General features: G+C 27.4%; 7 protein-coding genes. 1 reads left to right on the top strand and 6 read right to left on the bottom strand.

What is annotated here, in order from left to right; translation table 11 throughout:
* Positions 1-177: 177 nt before the first annotated feature.
* Positions 178-1,404 carry an aminopeptidase gene (locus tag VN21_RS14400; protein WP_046823876.1) on the top strand — a complete coding sequence of 409 codons (1,227 nt, stop codon included), beginning with the start codon at positions 178-180 and terminating at the stop codon, positions 1,402-1,404.
* A 45-nt stretch (positions 1,405-1,449) separates the two neighbouring features.
* On the opposite strand, the gene VN21_RS14395 is transcribed toward VN21_RS14400, so the two are convergent.
* From VN21_RS14395 to VN21_RS14370, 6 genes are read right to left on the bottom strand one after another with little or no spacing between them, the layout of a single operon-like run.
* Positions 1,450-2,289 carry a 4-hydroxy-3-methylbut-2-enyl diphosphate reductase gene (locus VN21_RS14395; RefSeq protein ID WP_025161909.1) on the bottom strand — a complete coding sequence of 280 codons (840 nt, stop codon included), beginning with the start codon at positions 2,287-2,289 and terminating at the stop codon, positions 1,450-1,452.
* Between the two features lie 10 nt (positions 2,290-2,299).
* The gene (locus tag VN21_RS14390) at positions 2,300-2,899 is read right to left on the bottom strand and encodes a lysophospholipid acyltransferase family protein (RefSeq protein ID WP_046823875.1); all 600 of its coding nucleotides are present in this window, start codon (positions 2,897-2,899) and stop codon (positions 2,300-2,302) included.
* A gap of 22 nt (positions 2,900-2,921) precedes the next feature.
* Positions 2,922-3,569: a (d)CMP kinase gene (gene cmk / locus VN21_RS14385; protein ID WP_025161907.1), complete on the bottom strand. Its 648-nt coding sequence runs from the start codon at positions 3,567-3,569 to the stop codon at positions 2,922-2,924.
* 11 nt (positions 3,570-3,580) lie between these two features.
* Complete coding sequence (gene aroH, locus VN21_RS14380; RefSeq protein WP_046823874.1) at positions 3,581-3,946, bottom strand: chorismate mutase; 366 nt, start codon at positions 3,944-3,946, stop codon at positions 3,581-3,583.
* Positions 3,946-5,151 carry a BaiN/RdsA family NAD(P)/FAD-dependent oxidoreductase gene (locus VN21_RS14375; RefSeq protein WP_046823873.1) on the bottom strand — a complete coding sequence of 402 codons (1,206 nt, stop codon included), beginning with the start codon at positions 5,149-5,151 and terminating at the stop codon, positions 3,946-3,948. The genes aroH and VN21_RS14375 overlap by 1 nt, the downstream gene beginning before the upstream one ends.
* Positions 5,152-5,163: 12 nt before the next feature.
* Entirely contained in the window at positions 5,164-5,808 is a 645-nt protein-coding gene (locus VN21_RS14370; protein ID WP_046823872.1) for a histidine phosphatase family protein, read from the bottom strand.
* Positions 5,809-5,972 lie beyond the last annotated feature (164 nt).

Here is a 5,972-nt window from a genome sequence, read left to right as displayed (position 1 = left end):
TTTAGTTTTTAAAGGCATTTAAATTGAATTTTATGCACTTTAAATAAAACCTCATAAAATTTGTTCAATATAATAATATTATGTAAACTTATTTCGAAAAAATAATAAAAATTTCAACTTAAAGATGTTTTATTATTATATAATTTAATTAATAAATATGTGATATTGGAGGTTACTATGGAATTCAAAATTAAATTAAAAAAATACGCTGAGTTAGCAGTAAAAGTTGGGGTAAATCTTCAAAGAGGACAAACGCTTCTTTTAAGAGCTCCTATATCTTGTACAGATTTTGCTAGAGAAATAGTAAATGCTGCTTATGATTTAGGTGCTAGAGATGTTGAAATTGAATGGAGCGATGAAGAAAGTTCTTTGATAAAATATATAAAAGCTCCAGAAGACATTTTTGATGAATTTCCTAAATGGAAAATAGAAAAATACAATTCATTATTAGACAAAGGAGTATGTATTATAAATATAGACTCTTCTAACCCTACTATATTTAAAGATGTAGATCCTATAAGAATGCAAAAAGCTAGTAAAGCATCTAGTGAAAGTATACCGTTATGGAGAGATGCTATTATATCAGATAAAATTAAGTGGACTATTGTATCTGCACCTAATAAAGAATGGTCATCTAAAGTATTCCCCGAGTTAGATAAAAATGAAGCTATAGATAAATTATGGGATTATATATTTAAGTGTACTAGAGTAGATACTGATAATCCTATATCATCTTGGAAAAATCACAATTCTAAATTAGCTGAAAAAGTTATGTTTTTAAATAATCATAGATTCAAATCTTTACACTTTAAATCTTCTAAAACTGATTTACATATAGATTTGCCTGAAGGACACGTATGGGCTGGAGGTTCAAGTGTAGATCCAAATGGTATAGAATTTACAGCAAATATCCCAACAGAAGAAGTATACACTCTACCTCATAAATTTAAAGTTAATGGTGTTGTTTCTAATACAAAACCATTTATATACAATGGAACTATAATAGATAAATTCACATTAACATTTAAAGATGGTAAAGTTGTTGATTACAATGCAGAGGTAGGTTATGAGTCATTAAAATCATTATTAGAATTAGATAATGGATCTTGTTATTTAGGTGAAGTTGCGTTAGTTGAAAATAACTCACCTATATCTAACACTGGAATAGTTTATTATACTACTTTATATGATGAAAATGCATCTTGTCACTTAGCTTTAGGCTCTGCATATAAAACAAGTATAGAAAATGGTAGCGAGATATCAAAAGAGGATATGGATAAATACGGTGTAAATGATAGTATAACTCATGATGATTTTATGATAGGTTCTAGTGATATGAATATATTTGGTTTAACTAAGGATGGTAAAGAAATCCAAATATTTAAAAATGGAAATTGGGCATAGCATAATAAAAAGGGATATATTTATATATCCCTTTTTACAAAGTTTTTACAAAGCTTTAATATAACTTATAACTTCTTCAATTATCCAATCAGGAGTAGACGCTCCTGCTGTTAATCCCACTTTTTTAAACCCTTTAAAATCTTCTGGATTCAATTCATTTACTGTTTCTATAGCTAATGTAGGAACATATTCCTGACATATTTGAACTAGTTTTTGAGTATTAGAACTATGCTTACCTCCAACTACTACCATCATATCAACATCCGATGATATTTCTTTAGCAGCCTCTTGTCTAACTTTAGTAGCAGAGCATATAGTATTATTGAATATTACATTATCAAGTTTATTAGATAAAGCTTCTAATATTTTATTATATAAATCAATATTAATTGTAGTTTGAGCAACTACACAATATTTTTTATTTTTATCTAAACTTATATTTTCTAAGTCTTCTAAAGTTTTTATTATTATAGCTTCATTATTACACCATCCGTTAATTCCTATAACTTCAGGATGTTTCGCATCGCCTATAACAATTATATCAAACCCTTGAGAATAATGTTTTTTAGCTACCTCATGAATTTTTTTTACAAAAGGGCAAGTTGTATCAATTACATTAAGACCTTTTTCTTTTGACTCTGTATATACAATCTCACCTACACCATGACTTCTAATGATCATGCTCTTTGATGTAGGAACTTCTCTTACTTCATCAATAGTTTTTAATCCATTTTCTTCATATTTTAAAACCGCTTGTTTATTATGAATTAATGGACCAAGAGCATATATGCCGTCTTCGCTTTTTTGAAGTTCATCCCAAGCCATCTTCATAGCTCTTTTGACTCCAAAGCAAAATCCAGCATTTTTGGCTATTTTAACTTCCATATTGATCCCCCTATTTTGCATTCTTATAATAATTTTCTTTTATTACATCTAGTACATTTTGAGATAATCTTTGGTAATCGTCACTTGTTAACTTTTCTTTATAATAATCTTCAAATGAGATAGGTTTATCTATGTATATTGTAACTCTATTAAATAGTCTATAGTTAGTTATTATAGACATAGGTATTACTAAAGACTTTCCTTTTACAGCAAACATACCTAGACCTGCCTTAGCTTCTAAAAACCCAACATCCTTACTTCTAGTACCTTCAGGAAACATTCCTATGCATCCATCATTTCTAAGGATTTTTAAAATACTTTTTACCGTAGATGCAGTTGGATTTTCTCTATCTACAGGAATAACATTTATTTTATTTAATATATATCCTAAAGGTTTCACTTTAAACAATTCTTTTTTAGCAACAGCTGTAATAGGTCTATTTTTGTGCATACATGCAGCTAAAAAAATCGGGTCTAAATTTGACTTATGATTTGCAGCAATTATTATAGAACCTTTTTGAGGTATATTTTCAATTCCTTCAACTCTAAATTTAAAAAACACGCGTGAGAATACATTTAAAACGCCTGTTACAAAGTTATAAAATTTCACATTAATCTCCCTTCAATTTGACTTACTTTATTTTATCTATAACTGATTCAACTACTTTATCTATACTTTTTCCTGTAGTATCAATTTCAATTGCATCGTTAGCTTTAACTAAAGGTGCGAATTCTCTATTAGAATCAATTTCGTCTCTTCTTATTACATCATTAATAACTTCTTCTAAAGTAGTATTATATCCTTTTTTTATAAGTTCTTTATATCTTCTTTCTCCTCTTTCTTTTGAAGAAGCAACTAAGAAAAACTTATAGTCAGCATTTGGGAAAACATATGATCCGATATCTCTTCCATCTAAGATAACAGAACTTTTATTACCAATATCTCTTTGAACATCAACCATTAAATGTCTAACATCTTTTATTTGTGCTACATTAGATACGTTATGACTAACTTCAGGAGTTCTAATTTCCTCTTTTAAAATCTTTCCGTCAAGATAGATATTATTATCTTTAAAATCTATATCACTTTTTTTTGCAATTTCAATTACTTCATTTTCATTATTAATATCTATTCCACTTTGAAGCACTTTATATGTTATAGCTCTATACATTGCTCCTGTATCTATATAATTTATATTCATTTTATCAGCTACTATTTTTGCTATTGTACTTTTCCCTGCACCTGCTGGTCCATCTACTGCTATTACTAAATTTTTCATATTACTCACTCCTATTCAACTATGTCTGGTCTTAAATTTTTAGCATTATTTAGATATATATGTTTAATCTCAGACTTTGACTTTTCACTATTTATATTTACCATAACTCTAATACATTTTCTGAGACTACCTTGAATATACTTTTCTTCAAAATTAAGTAAAGGTGTGTCACAAATATTTAATAAATCTCTTACAGCTACAGATGGGTATACTGTATCTAAATCACTAGTCATCGTAAAGACCATACTTATAATATCCTCTTCTAATATATCATTTTCTTTTATTATGTTTTCTATCAGTACTTTAGTTTCATTTAATATTTCTTCTATGGAGTTTTCATTAACTGTTGTCGCTCCTCTAACTGCTAATACTTTCATTAATAATCACTTCCTGCTAAATACCCTGTTGAAAAAGCTATTTGAAGATTATATCCGCCAGTCTCAGCATCTACATCTATAACCTCTCCAGCAAAGAATAAATTTTTAATTATTTTAGATTCTAAATTAGATGAATTTATTTCCTTTACACTAACTCCGCCACTAGTTACCATCGCAGCTTTAATTGTTAGCATCTCAGAAACAGTTAATTTCATACACTTTATATATTCAATAATTTTTAATTCATCTTCTTTTTTTAATTCATTAGGTTTTTTATCACTTAAATTAAGTAAAGTTAATATTTCTTTTAAAAAGTTTTGTGGTAATATACTTTTTAAATTTGTTAGTATATTTTTATTTGGATTTTCTCTTATTATCTTTGACAATTCATCACTTGAAGTTTTTTGTAAAAAGTCTATTGTAATTTCAATAGGATTATTATCAAGGGCTTTATTTATATATGAAGAAAATTTTAGTACTGCAGGTCCTGATATTCCAAAATGCGTAAATATCATGTCACCTTGAGTTTCAATTTTTTTCTTTTTAATTTTAGTACTTATGCAAACATCTTTCATAGCTACACCTTGTAAATTTTTCACAAAACTCTCTTGTGTAACTAAAGGGATTAATGCTGGATATAGAGGTTTTATTTCATGTCCATATTTTTTTAAAATTTCAAACATAGACCCATCAGAACCTGTTGCTGGATAACTTTTACCCCCAGTAGTTACAATTAATTTATCGCAACTAATTTTTTCTCCTTTATTAGTTACAACTCCTTTAGCTTCACCATCTTCTATAACTAAGTCACAAACAGTTGTATTATATATTATTTCAACATTATTTTTTAAAAGATTATTTAACAACACATTTATAACATCATCAGCTTTGTCTGATTTAGTATATACTTTTTCATCATATTCAACTTTATACTCTAAATTATTGTCTTTAAAATATTCTAATAGATTATAGTTTGAGAATGTATAAAAAGAACTATATAAAAACTTTTTATTATTAACTATCTTGTCAAAAAAGTCTTCTATATTTCTATTATTAGTTATGTTACATCTTCCACCGCCTGTAAGTTTAAGCTTTTTTCCTATTTCATTGTTTTTTTCTATTAGAATTACCTCATTTTGTTTTGAAGCTGATATTGCGGCCATTATGCCAGCCGGTCCACCTCCAACAACTATAACTTTTGCCATATTTATATCTCCTTACTCAAGTGCTGAGTTGTTTATTTTTTCATTGTTTTTGATATGAGTAGTATCATTCATTTTTATTATAACTGGTCCATAATCTCTGTATTCAACTATATTTAAAGCAGTATTGTCTTGCTTAATTCTATATATATTTTCCATACCTGAATTTAAGAAAGATAAAAGCATAACCCTAACAGTTACAGAGTGAGTTACAAGTAATATGTGTTTATTATCATATTTATTATTAAGTTCATTTATAAAATTATCTACTCTATCTTTTATTATATGTAAAGTTTCTCCTTCAGGAATTTCAACTAAATGCGGTTCATTTCTCCATGTATTATATATATCTGCATAATTCATTTTTATTTCATCTATTAATAAACCTTCCCATTTACCAAATCCCATTTCTCTAAGAGCTGGCGTTTCACAAACGCTTAGTCCTAAACCGTCTCCAAGTATATTAGCAGTTTGAACAGCTCTGCCTAAATCGCTTGAAAATATATAGTCTATTTTATGATTTTTAGCTAAACTATCAGCAAGCTCAGTAGCTTGTTCTATTCCTTTCTCTGTTAAATCTGAATTCCCATGTCCTTGCGTTTTGCCTAATATATTCCAATTAGTTTGTCCATGTCTTACTATATAAAAAGTATTTGCCATAAGTAGCCTCCTATATTTATATATCTTTATTTTTAACGTTCATCAAAATTTTATTATATCATAATTTGACAAATTAAAAAACTTAAACATACAAATATTCATTTAAGGACAATATATATATGAATAATAATAAAGGAGTTTTTAAAATATGAAATCCAAATATC

Source organism: Paraclostridium benzoelyticum (assembly GCF_001006285.1).
In the GTDB taxonomy this organism is placed as follows: Bacteria; Bacillota; Clostridia; order Peptostreptococcales; family Peptostreptococcaceae; genus Paraclostridium; species Paraclostridium benzoelyticum.
This window is presented reverse-complemented; position numbering and strand designations above follow the sequence as displayed.